Here is a 19,636-nt window from a genome sequence, read left to right as displayed (position 1 = left end):
TCGGGCAGGGGCACACGGGGAGATCCGGCGACAACGATCCACCAGTCCATCACCAGGCCGCTCGGCCGGATCGTCGCTCCCCCGCACGCCCGCGCCGACGCGCGAGGCAGGTCGGCCGTCGCAGGTGAAACGCCCGGCACGGTAGCCGGATGTGGCCTGCAACGATGCGGGTGGCGCCACGAGGAGTCCGACGCGTTCCGGGCACCGGCGGGCCGCATGAGCAACTCCCGGGCACGCGAAGGGCGCTGTTGGCGAGTCAATCGTTTTCCACCACCACGGTGGACACGATCACCGACACCGGCCCAGCGCAATACCGCCGGGTCGCCGGGCAGTTGGGGTCGTACGGCACCGGCGTCCCGAGCGGGAACAGCCGTCCGCGAGGAGGAAAACGATGTCGCACCCCCCTCTGCGGGGGCGCGTGCACAGCACGGAGGCCCGGTCCATCAGGACCGGGCCTCCGTATCGAGTAGCGGGGACAGGATTTGAACCTGCGACCTCTGGGTTATGAGCCCAGCGAGCTACCGAGCTGCTCCACCCCGCGGCGATGAACAGAACTCTACTTCACCATGACCCGCACGCCAAAACGAGCTTCCGCCGGTTCCGCCCCGGAGGGTTTACCCGGCCGTGATGAAGCGCTATCTTCCCTGGATGGGAGCGCTCCCACACCACCCCCACATCCGAATCGTCCCGAAAGGAACGATCCCTTGCGCATCCCACGAGCCGCGCGCACCCCCCGCGCCGACCGCCCCGGCGGACGGTCCGCCGCGTCGCCGCCACGCGCCTCCTCCTCGCCGCCGGTGCCGCGGTCGCCGCGCTGGTCGCCTCCGGTCTGCCGGCCACCGCCCAGAACACCCCGGCACCGGCGGCCGCCCTCCCCGACAACACGGAGTTCCACAACTACCCCGGCGCGGTGCACGCCTGGCTGGCGGACCACCCGGGCGACTACCGCAGCGGCCTGATCGCCGAGCGGATCGCGAGCCGGCCGCAGGCCGTGTGGTTCGCCAACTACGAGCCCGCCACCGTGACCGCCGACGTCGCCGACGTCACCGGCGCCGCCGCGGCCGCCGGAGAGGTCCCGGTCCTGGTCTCCTACATGATCCCGAACCGCGACTGTGGCGGCGCCTCCGCGGGCGGCGCCCCGAACTTCCCGAGCTACCTCGACTGGACCGAGGACTTCGCCGCCGGCCTCGGCAGCGGCCCCGCCGTCGTCATCCTGGAGCCGGACTCCCTCGCCCTCACCACCTGCCTGGGCAGCTCCGAGCGGGCCGAGCGGTTCGCCTCGCTCGGCGAGGCCGCCGACATCATCCACGCCGCCAACCCCCGGGCCCGCGTCTACTTCGACGCCGGCCACTCCGGCTGGCACGCCCCCGCGACGATGGCCGCCACCCTGCGCGAGGCGGGCGTCCTGCAGCACGGCGACGGCATCTACTCCAACGTCTCCAACTACCACTACACGGCGAACGAGGTCACGTTCGCCCGGAACGTCCTCGCCTCGCTGGGCGACCCCGACCTCCGGGCGGTCATCGACACCAGCCGCAACGGCAACGGCCCCGCCGGCAGCGCCTGGTGCGACCCGCACGGCCGGCTCGTCGGCCAGAGCCCCACCGCGGCGACCGGCGACGACCGCATCGACGCCTACCTGTGGATCAAGCGCCCCGGCGAGCTGGACGGCTGCGACGGCCCCGCCGGGTCGTTCTCACCGGACATGGCGTACGAGCTGGCCGGCGGCTGAGCCCCGGCGGCACCGGCCGCCCTTCCCGAACCGCCGCCCCCGCGCCGCACACCGCGGGGGCGGCACCTCCGGCCCCCTCCCGGCGGCCGTCCTCTCCCGCCCGACCCCCGGATGCCCATAACGGGCATTTCTGTCATTCTGTCCGGAGGGAACGTGCCCGGCCGTCCGAGAGGAGATCGCCATGAAGGCCGTCCAGTACCGGGAGGTCGGAGCCGCCCCGGAGGTGGTCACCGTCCCCGACCCGGAGCCGGGCCCGGGACAGGTCCTGCTCAAGGTCGCGGCAGCCGGCGTCTGCCACTCCGACATCGCGGTGATGAGCTGGCCCGCCGAGAGCTTCCCGTACCGGCTGCCCCTCACGCTCGGCCACGAGGGCGCGGGCACCGTCGCCGCGCTCGGCGACGGCGTGACCGGCATCGCCGAGGGCGACCTCGTCGCGGTCTACGGCCCGCAGGGCTGCGGACGCTGCGCCAAGTGCGCCGAGGGCAAGGAGAACTACTGCCTGCGCGCCGGCGAACTCGGCATCAACCCGCCCGGTCTCGGCGCCCCCGGCGCGATGGCCGAGTACCTCCTCGTCGACGACGCGCGGTTCCTGCTGCCGATCGAGGGCCTCGACCCGGTCAGAACGGTGCCGCTGACCGACGCCGGTCTCACGCCCTACCACGCGATCAAGCGGTCCCTGCCGCTGCTGACGCCGGGCAGCACCGCCGTCGTCATCGGCACCGGCGGCCTCGGCCACGTGGCGATCCAGCTCCTGCGCGCCCTCACCCCGGCCCGCGTCGTCGCCCTGGACGTCAACGACGCCAAGCTGGAGCTGGCCCGCACCGTCGGCGCGCACCACGCGGTGCTGTCCGACGAACGGGCCGTGGACCGGGTGCGGGAGCTGACCGGCGGCCTCGGCGCACAGGCGGTGTTCGACTTCGTCGGCGCGCAGCCGACCGTCGAGATGGCCGGCGCCATGGCCGGTGTCGAGGCCGATGTGACGATCGTCGGCATCGCCGGCGGCACCCTGCCGGTCGGCTTCGACCGCCTCCAGTTCGACGTGGCGGTGCGGGCGCCGTACTGGGGCAGCCGGGGCGAGCTGCGCGAGGTGCTGGAACTCGCGCGGACCGGCGACATCGAGGTGCACGTCGAGACGTACGGGATCGACGACGCGCCGGCCGCGTACGAGCGGCTCCACGCCGGCAAGATCAACGGCCGCGCCGTCATCCTCCCCAACGGCTGACCGCCGGACCGCAACACACGACGGGCGGGGCCGGACCCGGGAGGCATCACCGGGTCCGGCCCCGCCCGTTCACGCACGGCCGGGCCGGGTGCGTCAGTCGGTCAGGTCGACGCCGCGAGCGGACGTCGCGCCGATCTCGGAGGCGATCTCCGCGAGCACCGGAGCCGGGATGGTGCCGTCCACGGTGAGGGCGATCAGGGCCTCACCGCCCTCCTCGGCACGCGCCACCTGCATGCCGGCGATGTTGATGCCGGCCTCGCCGAGGACACGGCCCAGGGTGCCGACGACGCCCGGCCGGTCCGTGTAGCGCAGGAACGCCATGTGGTCGGCGACGGCCAGGTCCACCGTGTGCGGGCCGATGGCCACGATCTTCTGGAGGAACTTCGGCCCGGCGAGCGTGCCGGACACCGAGACGACCTCGCCGTCCGTGAGGGTGCCGCGGACGGTGATGAGGTTGCGGTGGTCGGGGGACTCCGAGCTGGTGGTCAGCCGCACCTCGACGCCGCGCTCCTGCGCGAACAGGGGCGCGTTCACGTAGGACACGGTCTCGGCCACCACGTCCTCGAAGACGCCCTTGAGCGCGGACAGCTCCAGGACCTTGACGTCGTGCTGGGTGATCTCGCCGTTCACCTCGACGTCGAGGCGCTGGGCGACCTCGCCCGCGAGGGCGGTGAAGATGCGGCCCAGCTTCTCCGCGAGCGGCAGACCCGGCCGGACGTCCTCGGCGATGACGCCGCCCTGGACGTTCACCGCGTCCGGGACGAGCTCGCCCGCGAGCGCGAGCCGCACCGACTTGGCGACCGAGATGCCGGCCTTCTCCTGCGCCTCACCGGTGGAGGCGCCCAGGTGCGGGGTGCCGACGACCGTGTCGAACTCGAAGAGCGGGGAGTCGGTGCACGGTTCGCTCGCGTACACGTCGAGGCCGGCGCCGGCGACGCGGCCCTCCTTGAGGGCACTCAGCAGCGCGGCCTCGTCCACGATGCCGCCGCGCGCCGCGTTGACGATGCGGACGGACGGCTTGACCTTGTGGAGCGCCTCGTCACCGATCAGGCCGAGGGTCTCCGGGGTCTTCGGGAGGTGGACGGTGATGAAGTCGGAGACGGCGAGCAGCTCGTCGAGGGACAGGAGCTTCACCCCGAGCTGCGCGGCACGGGCGGGCTGCACGTACGGGTCGTAGGCGACGATCTCCATGCCGAACGCGGCCATCCGCTGGGCCACGAGCAGCCCGATGCGGCCGAGGCCGAGGACACCGAGGGTCTTCTCGGCCAGCTCGACACCGGTGTACTTGCTGCGCTTCCACTCCCCCTGCTTCAGCGCGGCGTTGGCCTGGGGGATGTTGCGGGCGGTGGAGATGAGCAGACCGCAGGCCAGCTCGGCGGCGGTGACGATGTTGGAGGTGGGCGCGTTCACGACCATCACGCCGGCCTTGGTGGCGGCGGAGACGTCCACGTTGTCCAGGCCGACACCGGCGCGGGCCACGACCTTGAGACGGCCGGCGGCGGCGATGGCCTCCGCGTCGACCTTGGTGGCGCTGCGGATCAGGATGGCGTCGACATCGGTGATCGCGCTCAGCAGCTCCGCGCGGTCGGCACCGTTGCAGTGGCGAATCTCGAAGTCGGGGCCGAGGGCGTCGACGGTGGCGGGCGACAGCTCTTCTGCGATCAGTACGACGGGCTTGCTCACGGTGACTCACTGTCCTTCGGGGTTGGCCGCGTCCCGACGGCCGAGGGGGAAGAGGTAGGCAGCCACGAGAAGACGCACGACGCTGTGAGCCTGTGACGCGCTTCGTACGGGTGAAGTGTATCGGCGTCGGCGGCGGGTCCGGCAGCCTGTGCCGGACCCGCCGCCCGATCGAGCGAACTCCCGCGGTCGTGAAGGGGGGCGGGGGCTCAGGCCTCGTCGTCCACCCAGCTCATCAGCTTGCGCAGCTCCTTGCCGGTGGTCTCCAGCAGGTGGTCCGCGTCGGCCTTCTTGTACTCGTTGTACTTGGGCAGGCCCGCGTTGTACTCGGCCATCCAGTTGGTCGCGAAGGTGCCGTCCTGGATGTCGGTCAGGATCCGCTTCATCTCGGCCTTGGTCTGGTCGGTGATGATGCGGGGACCGGACACGTAGTCGCCCCACTCGGCGGTCTCGGAGATGGACCAGCGCATCTTCTCCAGGCCGCCCTCGTACATGAGGTCGACGATGAGCTTCAGCTCGTGCAGGCACTCGAAGTACGCGATCTCCGGCTGGTAACCGGCCTCGACCAGCGTCTCGAAACCGGCCTTGACCAGGGCGGAGGTGCCGCCGCACAGCACGGCCTGCTCGCCGAAGAGGTCGGTCTCGGTCTCCTCGGTGAAGGTCGTCTTGATCACGCCGGCGCGGGTGCCGCCGATGGCCTTCGCGTACGACAGGGCGAGGGCGAACGCGTTGCCGGTGGCGTCCTGCTCGACGGCCGCGATGCACGGGACGCCGCGGCCCTCCTCGTACTGGCGGCGCACGAGGTGGCCCGGGCCCTTCGGGGCGACCATGCACACGTCCACACCGGCCGGGGGCTTGATGAAGCCGAACCGGATGTTGAAGCCGTGGCCGAAGAAGATCGCGTCGCCCTCCTCGAGGTTGTCGCGGACCGACTCCTCGTAGACGCGGGCCTGGATCGGGTCCGGGACCAGGATCATGATGACGTCGGCCTCGGCGGCGGCCTCGGCGGGGGTCGTCACCCGCAGGCCCTGCTCCTCCGCCTTGACGCGGGACGTGGAGCCCTCGTGCAGGCCGACGCGGACGTCGACGCCCGAGTCGCGCAGCGACAGGGCGTGGGCGTGGCCCTGGCTGCCGTAGCCGAGGACCGCGACCTTTCGGCCCTGGATGATGGAAAGGTCGGCGTCGTCGTCGTAGAACAGCTCGGCCACTTTGAGTCTTCTCCTTGTGTCTTTCGTCTGCCGGCCTCCCCCGCGTGGGGCGGCGGGGCCGGAACGCTGCGCGGTGGTCAGCCGCAGGGACCACCGTATGCGGTGCGGGGCGGTGCCCCGCACCGGTCTCGCCATCCGGATCGCCGCAGCGGTGCGCACCGTGCGGCGATCCGTGCGCCGGGTCCTCGGGACCCGTCCCTCACGCGGAGCGGTCGAGCGCTCGCAGGGAACGGTCGGTGATGGACCGGGCGCCGCGGCCGATGGCGATGGCGCCGGACTGCACCAGCTCCTTGATGCCGAAGGGCTCCAGCATGCGGAGCATGGCTTCCAGCTTGTCGCTGCTGCCGGTCGCCTCGATCGTGACGGCCTCGGGGGCGACGTCGACGGTCTTGGCGCGGAAGAGCTGGACGATCTCGACGATCTGGGACCGCGTCTCGTTGTCCGCCCTGACCTTGACCAGGACGAGTTCGCGGTGGACGGCCGAGCCGGGGTCGAGCTCGACGATCTTCAGGACGTTGACCAGCTTGTTGAGCTGCTTGGTGACCTGTTCCAGGGGGAGGTCGTCGGCTCCCACGACGATGGTGATGCGGGAGACCTCGGGGTGTTCGGTGGTGCCGACCGCGAGGGAGTCGATGTTGAAACCGCGCCGGGAGAACAGGGAGGTGATCCGGGAGAGGACACCGGGCTTGTTCTCCACCAGGACGGAGAGAGTGTGCTTGGACATGGGGTTCGCTGCTTCGTCTCGGGCGGGCTGGCGGGTCGGTGGGTCAGTCGTCGGAGTCGCCGAAGTCGGGGCGCACGCCCCGGGCGGCCATGACCTCGTCGTTGGAGGTGCCGGCGGCGACCATCGGCCACACCATGGCGTCCTCGTGGACGATGAAGTCGACGACGACCGGGCGGTCGTTGATGGAGTTCGCCTTCTCGATGACGGCGTCGAGGTCGGCGGGGTCCTCGCAGCGCAGCCCGACGCAGCCCATGGCCTCGGCCAGCTTCACGAAGTCGGGGACGCGGGTGCCGGCCGCCGACCCGTCGTGGAGGACGGTGTTGGAGTAGCGCTGGTTGTAGAACAGCGTCTGCCACTGCCGCACCATGCCGAGGGCGCCGTTGTTGATGATGGCGACCTTGAGCGGGATGTTGTTGAGGGCGGCGGTGGTCAGCTCCTGGTTGGTCATCTGGAAGCAGCCGTCGCCGTCGATGGCCCACACGGTGGTGTCGGGCAGCCCGGCCTTCGCGCCGAGCGCCGCGGGCACGGCGTACCCCATGGTGCCGAGGCCGCCGGAGTTCAGCCAGGTGCCGGGGCGCTCGAACGGCAGGTAGTGCGCGGCCCACATCTGGTGCTGGCCCACGCCGGCGGTGTACACGGTGTCCTCGGGGGCGAGCTGGCCGATCCGCTCGATCACCTGCTGCGGGGACAGCGAGCCGTCCTCCGGGAGGTCGTAGCCGAGCGGGTACGCCTCGCGCCAGGCGTTGAGCTGCTCCCACCAGGCGGCGTAGCGGGCGGCCGCGTCGGTGCCGAGCGCGCCGCTGAACTCGTCGGAGCGCAGGACGGCGGTGAGGTCGCCGATGACGTCCTTCGCGTCGCCGACGATCGGCACGTCCGCGACACGGTTCTTGCCGATCTCGGCCGGGTCGATGTCGGCGTGGACGATCCGGGCGTGCGGCGCGAAGGAGTCGATGCGGCCGGTGACGCGGTCGTCGAAGCGGGCGCCGAGGGCGAGGATCAGGTCGGCCTTCTGCAACGCGGTCACGGCGGCGACGGAGCCGTGCATGCCGGGCATGCCCAGGTGCTGGGGGTGCCCGTCGGGGAACGACCCGAGGGCCATGAGGGTCGTGGTGACCGGGATGCCGGTCAGCTCCGCGAGGTCGAGCAGCTCGGCGGCGGCGCCCGCCTTGATGACACCCCCGCCGACGTACAGCACGGGGCGGCGCGCCTCGGCGATCAGCCGGGCGGCCTCGCGGATCTGCTTGGCGTGGGGGCGGCTGACCGGCCGGTAGCCGGGCAGGTCGATGGTCGGGGGCCACGAGAAGGTGGTCGTGTTCTGCAGGGCGTCCTTGGCGATGTCCACCAGAACGGGTCCCGGGCGGCCGGTCGAGGCGATGTGGAACGCCTCGGCGATCACGCGGGGGATCTCGGCCGGGTCGGTGACCAGGAAGTTGTGCTTGGTGACGGGCACGGTGATGCCGCAGATGTCGGCTTCCTGGAACGCGTCGGTGCCGATGGCGCCGGAGGCGACCTGCCCGGTGATCGCGACGATCGGGACGGAGTCCATCGCCGCGTCGGCGAGCGGGGTGACGAGGTTGGTCGCGCCGGGACCCGAGGTGGCCATGCACACGCCGACGCGGCCGGTGGCCTGCGCGTAGCCGGTGGCGGCATGGCCGGCGCCCTGCTCGTGACGGACGAGGATGTGCCGGACGGCGGTGGAGTCCATCAGCGGGTCGTACGCCGGGAGGATGCACCCGCCGGGAATGCCGAACACCGTGTCGGCGCCGACCGCTTCGAGGGAACGGATGAGGGACTGCGCGCCCGTCATGGTCTCGGGGGCGGCGGCGGGCTGCTGCGCTCCGCCTCGGGGGGCCCGCGGCTGCGGCTTCGGTGCCCCGGTGGCCTGCTCGGTCATCGACGATCTCTTCTCGGGGGATGAGGGTGGGGACGCTGGCGTGGAGGATGCTCGGCGGCACGGGGTCCGGCCGGTCCGGTGCAACAAAAAACCCCTCGTGCCGTGAGGCATGCGAGGGGGAGCGCGTCACTGGTGGGCCGGGAGGTCGTCCCGGGGTCAGCCGACGCGCCGTCCAAGTACGAGGATTCGGGTGCGCATGGCACAGACATTGCTCTTTTCCCCCACGGCGTGTCAAGCGGCCGTGAACGAGGTCTCACTATGTGGGCGTACTAGGTCGGCCGAGTATCCGGCCCCGCCGTGGAGGGCCTGCGGCGGCGTGCGACCGCGGTGGCGGACGGGTTCTCCCGCACGGTACGGCGTGCCGCGGGCAGCTCGGCGACGGCGGTGGGGACCGCCGGTGCGGGGCCGGTGCCGGGGAGGGCGGGCGCCGGCGTGAGGAACGACACGGCGGGCCGCGCGGGCGCGGGGTCGCCGCCGGGGACGGGCAGGACGCCCTCGCCGAGGACCCGGCGCAGCGGTCCGGCGGTGAGCGGCGGGCTGAAGGCGAGCCCCTGGCCGCTGCGGCACCCGAGGTCCCGCAGGAGGGACGCCTGCTGCGCGGCGTCGATGCCGCAGGCGACGGTGTCGATGCCGAGGTCGGCGGCCATGCGCAGCAGGGCGCCGGTGATCGTGCGGACGGCCGGGGAGTCGGTGAGGCCGGTGACGAGCTCGCCGTCGAGCCGCAGGAGGCGGACGGGCAGCCGGTGGAGGGCGGCGGCGCCGGTGCCGCCGCTGCCGAACCCGCCGAGGGCGAGACCCACGCCGAGCCGCGCGAGGTCGGCGACGCGGCGGGTGAGGTCGGTGGAGGCGAGCACGGGATCGGACTCGGGGAGTTCGAGGGTGAGGGCGGCGGGCGGCAGGCCGTGGCGTGTGAGGAGGGCTTCGACCCGGGCGGGGCTCAGCGCGCGGTCGGCGAGATGCGGGCCCGGCACCCGGACGGTGACGGGGACGGCGGGCGCCGCCGCGGTGCCGGTGGCCGTGGTGCGGGCGCGGTGGCGGCGGGCCGCCTCGATGACGGCGCGCTCGACGAGGCGGCCGGTGAGCCCGGCCGGGTCCGGCGGCGGGGCCGGTTCGCGGCGCCGGGTGCGCAGCGGGTCGAAGGCGACGTGGGGCAGGCCGTGCGCGGCGGGGGCGCCGCGGCGGCGCGCGTGGGCGGTCAGGGCGGTGATGCGCCCGTCCATGAGGTCCACGGCGGGCTGGTGGAGGAGGGTGAACTCGCCGGCGCCCGGCGGGGCGGCCGCGCGGGCGGGCACGGCGGCACCGGCGCCGGGGCGGGCGCGGTGCAGCTCGACGCGGTTCTTGCCGGACTGCTTGGCGCGGTACATGGCGAGGTCGGCGTCGCGCATGAGGCGGGCCGGGGTGGCGCCGGGGCCGGCGAAGGCGACGCCGATGCTGGCGGCGATGCGGAGCTCCCGGCCGTGGACGGTGTAGGGGCGGGAGACGGCCGCCCGCATGCGCTCCGCGATGCTGAGGACACGGCGTTCACGGGTGGCGGGGTCGCCGTCCGGGTCGCCGGTGATGAGGGCGGCGAACTCGTCGCCGCCGAGGCGGGCGGTGGTGTCGTGGACGCGGACGCAGGCGCGCAGGCGTCCGGCGGCCTGGATGAGGAGTTCGTCGCCCGCCTGGTGGCCCGCGGAGTCGTTGACCGCCTTGAAGCCGTCGAGGTCGATGAAGAAGACGGCCGCGGCGGCGTCGCGGGCGGTCGTGCCGCCGAGGGCGAGGCGGACCCGGTCGGTGAACAGGGCGCGGTTCGGCAGGTCGGTGAGCGGGTCGTGGGACGCGCTGTGCTGGAGCTGCGCCTGGAGGCGGACCCGTTCGGTGACGTCGCGGCTGTTGAGGATGACGCCGCCGGCGTGCCGGTTGACGGTGGACTCGACGTTGAGCCAGTGCCCGTCGCCGTGCAGGACGCGGCACTCGATGCGGGTCGCCGGCTCGCGGGCGGGCGGCACGGACAGGAAGCGCCGCAGTTCGTCCTGGACGCGGCCGAGGTCGTCGGGGTGGATGAGGGCGGCCAGCCCGCCGCCGATGAGCCGGTCGGCCTCCCGGCCGTAGACGCCGGTGGCGGCCGGGCTGACGTAGCTGAGGGTCCCGTCCGCGCCGGCGATCATGATGACGTCGCTCGATCCCTGCACGAGGGAGCGGAACCAGTTCTCCTGCTGGGTGAGTTCGCGGGTGAGGAGGACGTTGTCGGCGAGGGTGAGGCCCTGGCGGACCAGCAGCGCGAGGACGACGCCGCAGGCCATGCAGCCGACGACCCGGTCGATGTCGTGGCCGCCGACCACGGTGATGAGGATGCTGAGGACGCAGACGGCGGCGGCGAGATACGGCGAGAGGGTGGCCAGGGAGCCGGCGAGCGGGCGCGGCGCGCTGGGCGCGGCGGTACGGCGCTGGTCGGGCAGGGGCCTCAGCTCCAGGCCGGGGACGCGGCGTTCGCGGTCGGCGAGCCAGGGCGCTGCGGCGAGCAGCAGCGACGCGGTGAACCAGCCGGCGTCGAGCAACTGCCCCGACGTGTAGTGGTCGCGCAGCAGCGGTGAGGTGAACAGGGCGTCGCACGCGACGGTGAGCGCGAGGGCGCCGACGGCGGCGTTGGTCGCCGTGCGCTGGGTGGCGCCCCGGCGGGCGTGGAGCACGAGCACGACGCTGACCAGGGCGATGTCGAGCAGCGGGTACGCCAGGGTGAAGGCGGCGCGGGGCACCGACAGGCCCTGGCGGCCGGCCGTGTTGGCGAGGGCGACGCTCCAGCACAGGGTGATGAGGGAGCCGCCGATGAGCCAGGTGTCGAGGACGAGGCGGATCCATCCCGACACGGTGAGGGGACGTTTGGCGAGCATGAGCAGCCCGACGATGGCCAGGGGCGCGAACAGGAGGTAGCACAGGTCGGCGACGGAGGCCCGGGGCACGGGCTCGCGCAGGACGACCTCGTACCAGCCCCAGACGGCGTTCCCGATGGCGATCATGAGGGAGGACAGGCCGAGCAGCGTCCAGCCGGGCCGCAGGTCCCCGGCCCGTTCGTGCGCGAACCACAGGCAGGAGCCGGCGGCCAGGAGCGCGGCGGCACTGAGGCCCAGGTCGCCCATGACGAGGGCCGCTTCGCGCGATCCCCAGCCGAGGATGGCGCCGGCCGCGTATCCGAGACACAGGGCGGCGATCAGCAGCGGGGTCCTGGCACCGCGCACCGAGTGCGCTCCCCCGCCGTGCTCGTGCCACCAGGTCGTCCACCACTGGCGCATATGCGTGCCGCCCCCCTCTCGTCCGGGTTCGCCCCCGAACGGACGATACACCAGAACAGTCACTCAGCGACATAGTCGTCTCACTGAAAGTGACCGATGGAGCGGTGGACGGGCGTACGCGGCGCGGTGGGGCGGTGCGCCGGGGTCAGTCCGCGGCGGTCCCGGGCGCCGTGACCATGACGTACCGCAGGGGCTCGCCGGCGGCGAACCGTTCCAGCTGGTCGCGCAGGACGCGCTCCGCGCGCGGCCGGAACGCCGTGCTGGGGCCGCCGACATGGGGTGTGATGAGGACGCCCGGCGCGCGCCACAGCGGATGGTCGGCGGGCAGCGGCTCCGGGTCGGTGACGTCGAGGGCGGCGCGCAGGCGGCCCCGCGTGGTCTCGGCGAACAGGGCCGCCGTGTCCACGACCGGCCCGCGGCCCACGTTCACCAGAAGCGCGCCGTCCCGCATGCGCGCCAGGAAGGCGGCGTCCACCATGCCCCGGGTGCTGTCGGTGAGCGGCGTGGCGAGGATCACCACGTCGGCGGCCGGGAGCAGGCCCGGCAGGTCGGCGGTGGCGTGGACGGGGCCGCGGGCGACCGTCCTGGCGCGGCCGGCGACGCGCAGCACCTCGGCCGGCTCGAACGGCAGCAGCCGGTCCTCGATCGCGGCACCGATCCCGCCGTACCCGACGATGAGGACCGTGCGGTCGGCGAGCGAGGTGTGGAACGACTGCTCCCAGCGGCCCTCGTCCTGGGCGCGGACGGCGCCGGGGATGTCGCGCAGGGCGGCGAGGGTGAGGGCGAGGGCGAGTTCGGCGGTGCTGGTGTTGTGGAGGGGACCCGCGTTGCACAGGTGTGCCCCCGGGGGCAGGAGGTCGAGGCCGGGCAACATATGGTCGATCCCTGCGGTGAGCGTCTGGACGACGCGCACCCCCGTCATCGCGGGCAGCGGCCGGAGGGCGACTTCCTGTCCCATCAGGTACGGGACCACGTAGAACGCGCAGCGGGCCGGGTCCGCGGGGAACTCGCCGGTCCCGTCCCAGTGGTGGTAGGCGAGCCGCTCGGGCAGGGGTCCCAGCTCGGCGGGCGGGAAGGGCAGCCAGACTTCCGGTGTGGTCATGCCGCCAGGCTATGACCGGGGGTGCGACGGGCTGCCCGGCGGGGCGGAGGCAGCGGAAGGAACGGCGTTCAGGTGCGGTACAGGACGTTGGGGGCGTCGTCCCTGCGGGTGGGCGCCATAGGTCTCGGCTGCATGCCGATGAGCTGGGGCTACTCGGCGTCCGAACGGGACAGGGAGGCGTCGCTGCGCGCGATCGGCGCCGCGCTGGACGCGGGGTGCTCGCTGCTGGACACGGCCGACATGTACGGGCCGTTCACGAACGAGCTGCTGCTCGGCCGGGTGCTGCGCCGGCGGCGGGACGAGGTCGTCGTCGCGACGAAGTGCGGGCTGCTGGTGGGCGAGCAGCACATGGTGGCGAACGGCCGGCCCGCGTACGTCCGGCGGGCGTGCGACGCGTCGCTGCGGCGGCTCGGGACCGATGTGATCGACCTCTACCAGCTCCATCGCGTGGACCCCGAGGTGCCGGTCGAGGAGACGTGGGGCGCGATGGCGGACCTGGTGCGTGCGGGCAAGGTGCGCGCGCTGGGCGTGTGCGCCCTGGACGACGGCGGGCGGGACCCGCGTGCGCGCCGGGGCGGTGGGGGCGGCGACGACGGGGCGCCGTACGCGGGGACACTCCGGCTGCTGACGCGCGTGCAGCAGGTGTTCCCGGTGAGCGCGGTGCAGGCCGAACTGTCGGTGTGGGCGCCCGGCGCGCTGGCCGGTCTCGTGCCGTGGTGCGACGCGCGGGGCATCGGGTTCCTCGCCGCGATGCCGCTGGGCAGCGGCTTCCTGACCGGCACGCTGGTGCCGGGCGGCGGTTTCGAGCCGGACGACCTGCGCGCGCGCCACCCGCGGTTCACGGCGGAGATGATGGCGGCGAACCAGCCGGTGGTGGCGGGGCTGCGCCGGGTCGCCGCGCGGCACCCCGGGAGCACGCCGGCGCAGGTGGCGCTGGCGTGGCTGCTCGCGCGGGGACGCCATCTCGTCCCGGTCCCCGGCACGAAGAAGGCCCGCTGGGCGGTGGAGAACGCGGCGGCCGCCGACCTCGACCTGACGGCGCGGGACCTGGCGGAGATCGGCGCGCTGCCGGCCGCCCGCGCGTCCTGGGAGTGACCGCGCCGGCGCACGACCGGATTGCGGGGGCGCCCGGCGGGGTAGCGCGCACACCGGAGGTGGAGACGATGCGCCGTGGCACCGTGAACGGGAAGGCACCGGCCGCGGGGGCCGCCGTCATGGCGCTGGCCCTGCTGCTCGCCGGCTGTTCGTCGGACGACGGTGACGGGGGCGGCGGCAGCGCGTCGGCGTCGCCCGGTGGACCGTCGGGGTCCGCGGAGCCCGAACCGCCCGGCGGGGAGGGCGAGACGCCCCGGGGGACTTCCGAGGCCGCGCCCGCCGAGGGATCGGCCGACGTGGTCGAGACGGTGGCGAGCGGGCTCGACTCGCCGTGGGGCCTGGTCGTCCTTCCCGACGGCGATCTGCTGGTGGGGGCGCGGGACAGCGGGGAGGTGCGGCACGTCGCGGTCGGCACGGGCACGACGACCCTGGCCGGCACGGTCCCGGACGTGGCGGACGGCGAGGGCGAGGGCGGCCTTCTCGGCCTGGCGCTCGCCCCCGACTTCGCGGACTCCGGGCTGCTGTACGCGTACGTCACCACGGCGGAGGACAACCGTGTCGTCGCCCTCGCGCACGACCCGTCCGCGCCGTCCGGGGAGCGGCTGACACAGGTGGACGAGGTGCTCACGGGCATCCCCCGGGGCGAGATCATCCATGACGGCGGTGCCCTGGCGTTCGGCCCGGACGGGATGCTCTACGCATCGACCGGCGACACGGACAACACCGGCCGGCTGTCCCAGGACCCGGACTCCCTGGCGGGCAAGATCCTGCGCATCGACCCCGCCACGGGGGAACCGCCGGCCGACAACCCCGATCCGGACAGCCACGTCTACTCGTCCGGCCACCGCAACGTGCAGGGCCTCGCCTGGGACTCCGCCGGCCGGCTGTGGGCCACCGAACTGGGCGACGACACCTGGGACGAGCTGAACCTCGTCGAGCCGGGCGGCGATCACGGCTGGCCGGACCACGAGGGACGCGGCGGCGCGGACGACGGCCGTGTGGACCCGGTCGAGCAGTGGCCGCCGGCGGAGGCGTCACCGAGCGGTCTGGCGTTCCAGGGCGGCTCGCTGTGGGTGGCGGGCCTGCGCGGCGAGCGGCTGTGGCGGGTGCCGCTCGACGGCAGCGGACCGGTGGCGGATCCGGCGGCGTTCCTCGTGGGCGAGTTCGGCCGGCTGCGGACCGTCGTGCCGGTGGGTGACGACGAACTCCTGCTGGTCACGAACGAGACGGACAGCCGGGGCACTCCGGAGGACGGCGACGACCGGATCCTGCGGCTCCGCGTGACGTAGGACCGGCCGGTGGCCGGCCGCGCGGTGACGACGGTGCGGGGTGGCGGCGATGAGTTTCCGCCGCCGGGCGAGTCCTCCCACCGTTGCCGACACCACAGGAGGAACAAGTGCCCCAGCTGTTGAGGGTCCAGAACTTCAGCGTTTCGCGTGACGGGATCGGCGCGGGTGAGGGCCAGAGTCTCGAGAATCCGTTCGGCCACGCCGTGGATCCGGGGAAGCTGCTGTCCTGGGCCGGAGCCACGGCGAGCTGGCCCGGGCGCACCGACTCCGGGGGGAGCCGGGGCCTCGACGACTACTTCACTCGGGACTTCACGCACAACATCGGCGCCGAGATCATGGGCCGCAACAAGTTCTCCCCCCACCGCGGCCCCTGGAAGGACCACGAGTGGCGCGGCTGGTGGGGCGACGAACCGCCGTTCCACACCCCGGTGTTCGTCATGACGCACCACGAGCGTCCTTCGTTCACGCTCTCCGACACGACGTTCCACTTCGTCGGCGGCGATCCGGAGTCGGTCCTGGCGCGGGCGCGGGAGGCCGCCGGAGGCAAGGACGTCCGGCTCGGCGGCGGGGTCACCACCGTCCGGGAGTTCCTCGACGCGGACCTCGTGGACACACTGCACGTTGCGGTCTCGCCGGTGGAGCTCGGGTCGGGGCTGCGGCTGTGGGAGTCCCCCGACGAACTGCTCGACCGGTTCCACCTGGAGGTCGTGCCCAGCCCGAGCGGCGTGACGCACCACCTGTTCTGGCGGAGGTGACCCGGCCCCCGGGCGGCCGGTCTCCCCGACGTCGCCGAGGCGATCACGGCGCCCGGGCCGCAGGCGAGGAACTCGCCGAACGCGCCGCCCTCGCTGCCGCATCGCCCGTCCCCGGCGGAGACGCGCGGTGCGGCGGCCGGGCCGTGCCCGTCGTCGAACTCCCCCGGCGCACCGGGGGGTCGTCCGCCGGGTCACCGGACTCAGGACGTCGGACGCGGTGTGCGGCGCGGCACGTCAGTGGACCGGGACGATCGGCTCCGCCGTCGCGACGAGGCCGAGGCGGTGCGCCACCGCCGCCGCCTCCCCCCGGCCCGACACCTCCAGCTTCGCCAGGATGTTGGACACGTGGACACTCGCCGTCTTCGGCGAGATGAACAGCTCCTCGGCTATCTGCCGGTTGCTGCGGCCGGCCGCCACCAGCGTCAGGACCTCCCGCTCCCTGGGCGTGAGCCCCGCCGGCTCCCGGCGCGGGGCGGAGGGCTCCGGCGCCACGGGCAGCCGTGCCCGGTGGGCCAGCCGCTCCAGCTCGGCCACGAGCGGCGCGGCACCCAGCTCGCGCGCCGCGCCGAACGCCTCCGCGAGCAGCGGCGCCGCGCCCTCCCGGTCCCCCTCCGCGAGCAGGGCCTCCCCCCACCGCGCGGCGACACGGGCCGCCTCCCAGGGCCGCGTCAGGCCGTCGAAGGCGGCGGCGACGGCGGCCCAGTCGGCGGCCGACGCCCGGCCCTCGGCCCGGAGCAGCTCCGCCTCGACCAGGGCCGCGTACGCCTGCCACACCGGGTAGTCGCACCGCAGGGCGGCCGCGAAGGCGCGGACCAGGGCGATCGCCTCCGCACGCCCGGGGGCGGCCACCGGCACACCGAGGAACTGCGACTCCGTCACGGCCGCCGCGGCCACCAGCGGCCAGCTGTGGCTCCCGGACCCGGTCGCGCCGAGGTCGGCGTACGCGGCGGCCAGGATCGACCGGGCGTCCAGGACCAGGCCGTCGGCGGCGGCCAGTTCGATCCGGAACTGGAGAAGCGGGTGCGCGTACTGGGGCGCCCAGCCGTACGCGTTGTGCTGCTTCTGCATCTCCCCCACCAGGGCGCGCGCCGTGTCGACATCGCCCCGGGCGAGCGCGATCCGCGCGAGACGCTGCGCGGCGAGCGCCGTGCTCACCGGTGTGCGGGCGGCGCAGCGCGACTCGTCCGCGGCCGTCTCCGCCTCCGCCCACCGGCCGAGCGAGAACAGGGAGTCGGAATGGTTGCCCAGCAGCCACGCCCTGCCGTCGCCCAGGCCGTGCCGGCGGACCAGGCTCAGCCCCTCCTCCGTCACGGCCAGCGCGTCCTGCGAGCGGCCCACCGACTCCAGGTTGGACTGGTAGTTCAGGTGGGTACGGGAGTAGAGGTTCACGACGCCCTCCCGCGTCGCGTCCGCGATGACCGCGAGGAAGAGGGGAAGCCCCTCGTCGCCCCGGCCGCTCTGCGTGAGCAGGCCACCGAGGCACAGCCGTGCCCCCAGCTCCAGCTCCCGGTCGCCGACCTCGCGGGCCAGCGCGACGGCACGCTCGGCGACGGCCACGTTCTCCGGCCGAGCGTCGAACACCGAGCACCACCCGGCGGACTCGGCGAGCACCTTGGCGTGCACCCGGGTCGGCGGCATGCCGGTCAGCAGCTCCTGCGCGGCGGCCAGCTCGTCGGCACCCGTGCCGCGCCCCGAGTTCCGCAGGAGCTTGGACTGCTCGGAGAGGAACCACGCGGCCCGGAGCGGATGCGGGCGCGCGAGACCGTCGAGCACGCGAAGGGCCGTACGGACGACGGGCAGGCCGCGCTCCGGTTCGCCCGCGTTGCGTGCGGTGAGGACGGTCTCCGCCAGCAGGTCGAGGAACGCCAGGTCGTCGTTCGGACACTGGCACAGCGGGTACGCCTCGGCCTCCTCGGCGAACGTCAGGTCCCGGCGCGTCTGCGGCGGCGCGTCGTCCCACAGCTCCAGCGCGCGGGTCAGCAGGCCGAGCTGCTCCGCGTACGCGTAGCGCAGGTGCGCGCCGCGCGCCGCGTCGAGCACGGCGGGGAGGGCGCGGGCGGGGTCCTTGGCGCAGTACCAGTAGACGGCGCGGCGGGCGACCAGCTCGTCCGGGTGCACGAGGGAGGGATCGGCTTCGAGCGCCTCCGCGAACCTGCGGCTGAGACGGGTGCGCTCGCCCGGGAGGAGATCGTCGTCGACGGCCTCGCGCAGCAGCGCGTGCCGGAAGGTGTACGTCTCGTCGTGGCCCGCGCGCAGGACATGGGCGCCGACGGCGGCGCGCAGGGCCTCGATCAGCTCGTCGTCGGTGAGGCCGGTGACGGCCCGCAGCAGGCCGTGCTCGACGCGCGAGCCGCCCGCCGCGGCGACGGCGACGACGCGGCGCGCCGCCGCCGGCAGCCCCTCGACCCGCAGCAGCAGCAGGTCGCGGACCGATTCGCTGAGCGCGCCCGGCGCGTGGTCCGGCGCGGTGGCCAGCTCCTCGACGAAGAAGGCGTTGCCCTCGGAGCGGCGGAACACCTGGTCGAGCTGCTCGCGGGTCGGTTCGGCGCCGCGGATGGCGGCGAGCTGGCCGCGGACCTCGTCGCGGGTGAAGCGCGCGAGATCGACGCGGCGCACGGTCGGCAGCCGGTCGAGTTCGGCGAGGAACGGGCGCAGGGGGTGGCGGCGGTGCAGGTCGTCGGAGCGGTAGGTCATGGCCAGGAGGAGCCGCCCCTGCCGCAGGGAGCGGACGAGGTAGCCGATCAGCTCGCGGGTGGAGCGGTCCGACCAGTGCAGGTCCTCGATGGCGAGGACGATGAGGCGGTCCTGCGCGAGGGACTCCAGGAGGCCGGCGATGAGATCGAACAGGCGGGTGCGGGCCTCCTGTTCGCCGGTGGCGGGGATCGCGGGCACCGCCTCGCCCGGCACCGCGAGTTCGGGGAGGAGGCGGGCCAGCTCCCCGCCGGATCCGGCCGTGGCCCGGCTCAGCTCCGCGCCGAGGGCGCGGTTGAGGAAGCGGAGGAGGGTTGCGACGGGCGCGAACGGCAGCCCGTCCGCCCCGGCCTCGACACAGGCGCCAAGCGCCGTCGTGGCGCCGGCCCGCCGGGCGTCCGCGAGGAACTCCTCCAGCAGACGGGTCTTCCCGACGCCCGCCTCGCCGCCGACGAGGACCGCCTGCGGCCGGCCCGCGTCGGCCCGCGCGAGCACGTCGGCGAGCGCGGCCCGCTCGGGGCCGCGTCCGATGAACACTGGGCTGACCGTCCTGCTCTCCATGTCGCGCAGCATCGCACACCCGTCCGACAACGGCACCGGACCGGCATCGCGGCCGTCAGGCACCGGGCTGCCTGCGCGGGACGAGCCGGGTCAGCTCCAGCAGAGCCCGGCCGAGCGGTGTCCGGCTTCCCGTGCCGGTGCGCTCGCGCGCGGCGCGGCGGAGGGCGCGGCGCCGGTCACGGCGGGCGCGGACGACGGCGGACACGAGCCGCTCGCGCTCGGCCTCGGCGAGGAACGCGTCGAGCCGGGCGCGGACGAGGATCGGGTCGGTGTGCATGGCGGCGCCTCCTGGGCTGTCCGGTGCCGGGGTCGTTCCCCGACGTCCACCAGACTCCCGTCCGAGGTGCCGCCGCCACATCGGGAAGCCGCCGCATACCGGCTCACCACAGGTACCTCAGATGCCCGCGGTCTCCG

The 19,636-nt window shown here is 74.1% G+C and carries 13 protein-coding genes and 1 tRNA gene; 5 read left to right on the top strand and 9 right to left on the bottom strand.

What is annotated here, in order from left to right; genetic code table 11:
• Positions 1 to 467: 467 nt before the first annotated feature.
• Positions 468 to 541 (bottom strand) — tRNA-Met (locus EMA09_RS21640).
• 369 nt (positions 542 to 910) lie between these two features.
• Here EMA09_RS21640 and EMA09_RS21635 point away from each other — a divergent pair.
• Complete coding sequence (locus tag EMA09_RS21635; RefSeq protein WP_240796509.1) at positions 911 to 1,732, top strand: glycoside hydrolase family 6 protein; 822 nt, start codon at positions 911 to 913, stop codon at positions 1,730 to 1,732.
• A 181-nt stretch (positions 1,733 to 1,913) separates the two neighbouring features.
• Positions 1,914 to 2,954, top strand: a complete 1,041-nt coding sequence (locus tag EMA09_RS21630) for an NAD(P)-dependent alcohol dehydrogenase (protein WP_129842646.1) — start codon at positions 1,914 to 1,916, stop codon at positions 2,952 to 2,954.
• Positions 2,955 to 3,047: 93 nt separating this feature from the next.
• On the opposite strand, the gene serA is transcribed toward EMA09_RS21630, so the two are convergent.
• From serA to EMA09_RS21600, 6 genes are all read right to left on the bottom strand, one after another.
• Positions 3,048 to 4,637, bottom strand: a complete 1,590-nt coding sequence (serA, locus tag EMA09_RS21625; RefSeq protein WP_129842645.1) for a phosphoglycerate dehydrogenase — start codon at positions 4,635 to 4,637, stop codon at positions 3,048 to 3,050.
• Between the two features lie 206 nt (positions 4,638 to 4,843).
• On the bottom strand, positions 4,844 to 5,977 hold the full coding sequence (gene ilvC, locus EMA09_RS21620; protein WP_346655848.1) for a ketol-acid reductoisomerase: 1,134 nt from the start codon (positions 5,975 to 5,977) through the stop codon (positions 4,844 to 4,846).
• 64 nt (positions 5,978 to 6,041) lie between these two features.
• Positions 6,042 to 6,566, bottom strand: coding sequence for an acetolactate synthase small subunit (gene ilvN / locus EMA09_RS21615; protein WP_129842643.1), 525 nt, complete (start codon positions 6,564 to 6,566; stop codon positions 6,042 to 6,044).
• Positions 6,567 to 6,609: 43 nt separating this feature from the next.
• Positions 6,610 to 8,460: an acetolactate synthase large subunit gene (locus EMA09_RS21610; protein ID WP_129842642.1), complete on the bottom strand. Its 1,851-nt coding sequence runs from the start codon at positions 8,458 to 8,460 to the stop codon at positions 6,610 to 6,612.
• A gap of 269 nt (positions 8,461 to 8,729) precedes the next feature.
• Positions 8,730 to 11,729, bottom strand: coding sequence for a diguanylate cyclase (locus EMA09_RS21605; RefSeq protein WP_129842641.1), 3,000 nt, complete (start codon positions 11,727 to 11,729; stop codon positions 8,730 to 8,732).
• 145 nt (positions 11,730 to 11,874) lie between these two features.
• Positions 11,875 to 12,831, bottom strand: coding sequence for a 2-hydroxyacid dehydrogenase (locus tag EMA09_RS21600; protein ID WP_129842640.1), 957 nt, complete (start codon positions 12,829 to 12,831; stop codon positions 11,875 to 11,877).
• Positions 12,832 to 12,903: 72 nt separating this feature from the next.
• Between EMA09_RS21600 and EMA09_RS21595 the strand changes: the two genes are divergently transcribed.
• The 3 genes from EMA09_RS21595 (at position 12,904) to EMA09_RS21585 (ending at position 15,970) form a co-directional block, all read left to right on the top strand.
• Entirely contained in the window at positions 12,904 to 13,926 is a 1,023-nt protein-coding gene (locus tag EMA09_RS21595) for an aldo/keto reductase (protein WP_129842639.1), read from the top strand.
• A gap of 68 nt (positions 13,927 to 13,994) precedes the next feature.
• Positions 13,995 to 15,215, top strand: a complete 1,221-nt coding sequence (locus EMA09_RS21590; RefSeq protein WP_129842638.1) for a PQQ-dependent sugar dehydrogenase — start codon at positions 13,995 to 13,997, stop codon at positions 15,213 to 15,215.
• A gap of 107 nt (positions 15,216 to 15,322) precedes the next feature.
• Positions 15,323 to 15,970, top strand: coding sequence for a dihydrofolate reductase family protein (locus EMA09_RS21585; RefSeq protein WP_129842637.1), 648 nt, complete (start codon positions 15,323 to 15,325; stop codon positions 15,968 to 15,970).
• Between the two features lie 234 nt (positions 15,971 to 16,204).
• Here the strand turns inward: EMA09_RS21585 and EMA09_RS21580 are convergent, their stop codons facing one another.
• The gene (locus tag EMA09_RS21580; protein ID WP_129842636.1) at positions 16,205 to 19,222 is read right to left on the bottom strand and encodes a helix-turn-helix transcriptional regulator; all 3,018 of its coding nucleotides are present in this window, start codon (positions 19,220 to 19,222) and stop codon (positions 16,205 to 16,207) included.
• A gap of 55 nt (positions 19,223 to 19,277) precedes the next feature.
• Positions 19,278 to 19,499 carry a hypothetical protein gene (locus EMA09_RS21575; protein ID WP_129842635.1) on the bottom strand — a complete coding sequence of 74 codons (222 nt, stop codon included), beginning with the start codon at positions 19,497 to 19,499 and terminating at the stop codon, positions 19,278 to 19,280.
• Positions 19,500 to 19,636: the final 137 nt, after the last annotated feature.

Source organism: Streptomyces sp. RFCAC02, assembly GCF_004193175.1.
Taxonomy (GTDB): domain Bacteria; phylum Actinomycetota; class Actinomycetes; order Streptomycetales; family Streptomycetaceae; genus Streptomyces.
This window is presented reverse-complemented; position numbering and strand designations above follow the sequence as displayed.